General features: G+C 74.5%; 4 protein-coding genes and 1 pseudogene. 4 read left to right on the top strand and 1 reads right to left on the bottom strand.

Annotated elements, in window-relative coordinates:
• Positions 1-570: SPFH domain-containing protein (locus AOK03_RS39020; protein ID WP_244177937.1), on the top strand; the 570-nt coding region annotated here is incomplete at its 5' end.
• Positions 571-595: 25 nt separating this feature from the next.
• A complete protein-coding gene (locus tag AOK03_RS39015) occupies positions 596-1,522 on the top strand; it encodes a C40 family peptidase (RefSeq protein ID WP_157869216.1) in 927 nt (308 codons plus the stop codon).
• Here the strand turns inward: AOK03_RS39015 and AOK03_RS39010 are convergent.
• Entirely contained in the window at positions 1,519-2,424 is a 906-nt protein-coding gene (locus AOK03_RS39010) for a LysR family transcriptional regulator (protein WP_055570084.1), read from the bottom strand. The two genes, AOK03_RS39015 and AOK03_RS39010, sit on opposite strands and share 4 nt — an antisense overlap.
• A 237-nt stretch (positions 2,425-2,661) precedes the next feature.
• On the opposite strand from AOK03_RS39010, the pseudogene AOK03_RS39005 reads away from it, so the two are divergent.
• Both AOK03_RS39005 and AOK03_RS39000 read left to right on the top strand, forming a co-directional pair.
• Positions 2,662-3,588, top strand: a pseudogene (locus AOK03_RS39005) (EamA family transporter); the annotation flags it as partial.
• Between the two features lie 294 nt (positions 3,589-3,882).
• Positions 3,883-4,660 (top strand): TIGR03084 family metal-binding protein (locus AOK03_RS39000; RefSeq protein WP_055570083.1); only part of this gene is annotated, 778 nt, incomplete at its 3' end.

Genomic DNA, 4,660 nt, shown 5'->3' with positions numbered 1-4,660 from the left:
GTCGACGTACGGCTGCGGCACTGGCGGAGCGAACCGATCACGGCGGTCGACGCGCAGGGCGTGGAACTGCGCGTGGTCGTCCTGGTCGTGTGGCAGGTCAAGGACGCGGCGCGGGCCCTCCTCACCGTCGACGACCACATCGCCTACCTGCGCGAGCAGGTGGAGGCGGCCACCGTGCGCGTGGCGTCGCGGCTGCCCGCGGACTCGTTCCGCGAGCCCGCCGACGACGTGCCGACCCTGCGGGACGCCGAGGCCGTCGGCTCCGCGCTGACCGGTGCCCTCGCCGCGGAGTGCAGGGCCGTCGGCATCGAGGTGTTCTCCGCCCGGCCCACGCGCGTGGAGTACGCGCCGGACGTCGCCGCGGCGATGCAGCGCCGCCGGATCGCCGCCATCGACGCCAGGCACCGGGACAGCGTGCTGACGTCGGTGCTCGACGCCGTGGACGACACCGTCCGCAGACTCACCGAACGGGGACTCGTCGCACTCGACGACTACGAACGGAAGGCCCTGGTCAAGGACTTGACCGTGGCTTTCTACACGGCGCGGGGGAACGCCGTCGACACCCACTGAACGGTACGGAACGAGAGGGCCCCAAGTGCAGACTCCCCGATTCACCGAAGAGATACCCGCCGACTGCGGGTGCGGACACTGCACCGGGGCGCCTGTCCCGGGCGGCGCCGGGCAGCGGCGCTGCGGCAGTGTGCGCGGCGCCGTGGCGGCCGCGGTCGGCGCGGCCGTTCTGGTGGGCGCCGCCGCCGGAACGGCGTCGGCCGAACCCGCGCCGAGCCGCGCGGGCTGGGACGGCTCCAAGTACTGGTACAAGGACGCGACCGGCTGGTGGCGGTGGACGTCGCACTACGACAAGTACGTGGCGCGCGGCGGCAAGGGCGCCGCGGCCTCCCACGCCAAGGGGAAGGGCGCGTCCGCCGGTGCGCGCAGGTCCACCTCCTCCGAGCCCGTCTTCCGCGGCCGCCAGGGCTGGGACGCCACCGACCGCGTCTACTGGTACCGGAAGGCCGGGCACTGGTACTGGACCAGTCACCAGTACAAGTACGAGCGCTACACGGGCCGTTCCGCGAAGCCCGCCGCGAAGCCCGCCACGAAGCCCGCCACGAAGCCTGCCCCGAAGCCCTCCACCGGCTCCGGCACGCCCAGCCGCCACGGCACCGAGGCCGCCATCGCGTTCGCCATGCGGCACCTCGGCGACCCCTACGTGTGGGGCGGCAACGGCCCGCACGGGTGGGACTGCTCGGGCCTGGTGCTGGCCGCCTACCGGCAGGCGGGCGTCGCCCTGCCCCGCGTCGCCGACGCCCAGTACCGTGCCACGCAGCCCATCTCGCGGGGCGAGCTGCGCCGCGGTGACCTGGTGTTCTGGAGCAGCAACGGCAGCTCGTCCGGCATCCACCACGTGGCGATCTATCTGGGCGGCGGCCAGTACCTGGAGGCGCCGCGTCCCGGCAAGAACGTCCGGGTGTCGTCCTTCAGTTGGTACAACCCGAACATGTACGGGCGCGTCCGCTAGGAGCGGCCCCGGGGATACCTGCCCCGCCCCGTGACCTCGCGCACGAGGGCGCACAGGTCGAGCAGGGCCGGGTGGCTCGGCGGGCCGTCGCGGCGGGCGAGGAGCACGGGGACGCGTGGCGCGTCGGGCAGGGGGACGTACACCACCCCGGGGTGCGGGTGCAGGTCCGCCGTCGCGGTGGTGGTCACGCCGACCGCGCGGGACGCGGCGATCGCGGCCAGCCAGTCGTCCGTGTTGGCGACGGTGATCATCGCGGTGGGGCGCGCGTCGGCGGGCCACAGGTCCGCGGTGGTGGTGCCGGACACCGTGTTGAGGGCGATCGTGCGGTCCGTCAGATCGGCGAGGTCCAGCCGGGCGCGGGCGGCCGGCGCGCTGTCGGCGGGGACGGCGGCCACCCGCGCCTCCGTGTGGAGGAGCTCCGTGACCAGGCCCGGGGGGACGTTGTCGGCGGGGCCCCGCAGCAGCGCGGCGTCCACCGCGCCCCGGGCCAGGCCCGCCGTGCGGTCGTCGATGCGGAGCAGTTCCAGGGGGACGTCGGGGTGCGTCTCGCGCCAGCGGCGCAGCAGGGGCGTCGTGTCCGGGCCCGCCGCCGACCACGCGTGCCCGAGCCGCAGCGGACGGTGCACCGAGCGGCCCGCGTCCAGCGCGTCCTCGAAGGCGGCGACGGCGACCGCCGCCTTGTCGCGGAAGGCGTGGCCCGCCGCGGTGAGCCGCAGGTGATGGGTGGAGCGGTCCACCAGGCGCGTGCCGAGCTCGTCCTCCAGTGCGGCGAGCGTGCGGGACGCGGCGGGCTGGGTGATGCGGAGGCGGGCGGCGGCGCGGGTGATGCTGCCCTCTTCGGCGACGGCGAGGAAACAGCGCAGGTGGCGCAGTTCGACGGAGGTCCTGGTCGGATCGGTCATGTCCGCGGAGCATAACGGGAGCGCAATCGGCATTTCACAAGCCGTGCCGGGCGCCGTAGCTTCGACATGTGGACGTGGGTTGCGTACAGCAGTAAAAGGGCCTCACAATCCTGTCGTAGTGCATTACCTTGGACGACGAAGTCCAGCACCTTGAACTCCGGAGTACGCGCCCCGGAAGAACCCCGAAAGTCCGGAAGAAACCCGAGAGTGCCGCAGCGCACCAGGAAAGGCTCGCCCGTGAACGTCTCCCGCAGCGACCAGGCAACATCCGCGGCGACCCCTGGCGGGACGGCGGGCCTCCGCGGCCGGATCGGCGCGCTCGGACCCGTCGGGCTCGTCCTCGCGGGCGGGATCTCCGTGCAGTTCGGCGGCGCGGTCGCCGTGAGCGTGATGCCGAGGGTCGGAGCCGTCGGCATCGTGGCGCTGCGGCTCGCCTTCGCCGCGCTCGTGCTGCTCGTCGTGTGCCGCCCGAAGGTGCGCGGGTACTCGCGCGCCGACTGGGGCACGGTCGTCGCGTTCGGCGTGGCCATGGCGGGCATGAACGGTCTCTTCTACCAGTCGGTCGCCCGCATCCCCATGGGCCCCGCCGTCACCCTCGAAGTCCTCGGACCGCTCGCGCTCTCCGTGCTCGCCTCGCGCCGCGCGGTGAACCTGGTCTGGGCCGGGCTCGCGCTGTGCGGCGTCTTCCTGCTCGGCGGCGGGGGCGGCTTCGACGGGCTCGACCCGGTCGGCGTCGCCTACGCCCTCGGTGCCGGTGCGATGTGGGCGACGTACATCCTCTTCAGCGCGCGCACCGGGCGGCGCTTCCCGCAGGCCGACGGCCTGGCCCTCGCGATGGTGGTCGCCGCGGTGCTGTTCATGCCGCTCGGGATCGCCGTGGCCGGGCCGAGGCTGATCGAGCCGGGCACGCTGGCGCTGGGCGCGGCCGTCGCGGTGATGTCGTCCGTGCTGCCTTACACCCTCGAACTGCTCGCGCTGCGGCGGCTGCCCGCGCACACCTTCGCGATCCTGATGAGCCTGGAACCGGCCATCGCGTCCGTCGCCGGGTTCCTCGTCCTGAGCCAGGCGCTGTCCGTCGTGGAGGCGCTGGCGATCGCGCTGGTCATCGCGGCGAGCATGGGAGCGGTGCGGACGCAGGTGGGGCGGCGCGCGAAGGCGGGGCCGGTGGTGGAGTCGGGGACGCATCCGGCCACCGAGGCGCAGGCGGGCGCGGATGCCGTCGCGCAGGCGGGCGCAGCTCCTGACGCGGAGACGGGCGCGAACCCGGACGGGAATCCGGACGCGAACCCGGGTGTGAATCCGGTCGTGGAGATGGGCGCCGGGCCCGCCGCGGGAGCCGGTGTCGATGCGCTCACGGACTCCTCGGCGCGCTCCGGAAAGTAATGCAAGCACGCTTGCTTGTTTCTGCGAGCGCTGCCATGCTCCCAGGCACTGTCGTGCCCCCGAGGGGAGCGTTCCGTGTCCGATGCCCTGCCCGTGCTCGACGACCTGCGCAGCGAGAGCGAGGAACTCGACGGCCTTGTCGCGGAGTTGAGCCGGGAGCGGTGGTCCCTCGCGACCCCCGCGCCCGGCTGGACCGTCGCCCACCAGATCGCCCACCTCACCTGGACGGACCGGGCCGCGCTGCTCGCCGCCACCGACCCGGACGCCTTCGCCGTCGAGGTCGAGAAGGCGGCGGCCGCCCCCGGCTCGTTCGTCGACGAGGGCGCGGCGGAGGGCGCCGCGCTGCCGCCCGGCGAACTGCTCGCCCGCTGGCGGACCGGCCGCGACGCGCTGTGGCGGGTCCTGAGCGAGGCCCCCGCCGGCACGCGCCTGCCCTGGTACGGGCCGCCCATGGCCGTCCCGTCCATGGCGACGGCACGGCTCATGGAGACCTGGGCGCACGGCCAGGACGTGGCCGACGCGCTCGGCGTGGCGCGGGCCGCGACCGACCGGCTGCGGCACGTGGCGCGGATCGGGGTGCGGGCGCGTGACTTCGCCTTCGCCGTACGGGGACTGAGCGCTCCGGGCGAGGAGTTCCGGGTCGAGCTGACCTCGCCCGTGACGGGGGAGGTGTGGGCGTACGGCCCCGAGGACGCCGCCCAGCGCGTGACGGGACCGGGCCTCGACTTCTGCCTGCTCGTGACCCAGCGCGCCCACCGGGCCGACCTCGCCGTGCGCGCCGAGGGCCCCGACGCCGACCGCTGGCTCGACATCGCCCAGGCCTTCGCGGGGCCGCCGGGGGCGGGGCGGGTGG

Source organism: Streptomyces atriruber (genome assembly GCF_001418325.1).
Classification (GTDB): Bacteria; Actinomycetota; Actinomycetes; order Streptomycetales; family Streptomycetaceae; genus Streptomyces; species Streptomyces atriruber.
The sequence above is the reverse complement of the archived record's forward strand: the minus strand, read 5'-3'. Positions and strand labels throughout refer to the sequence as shown.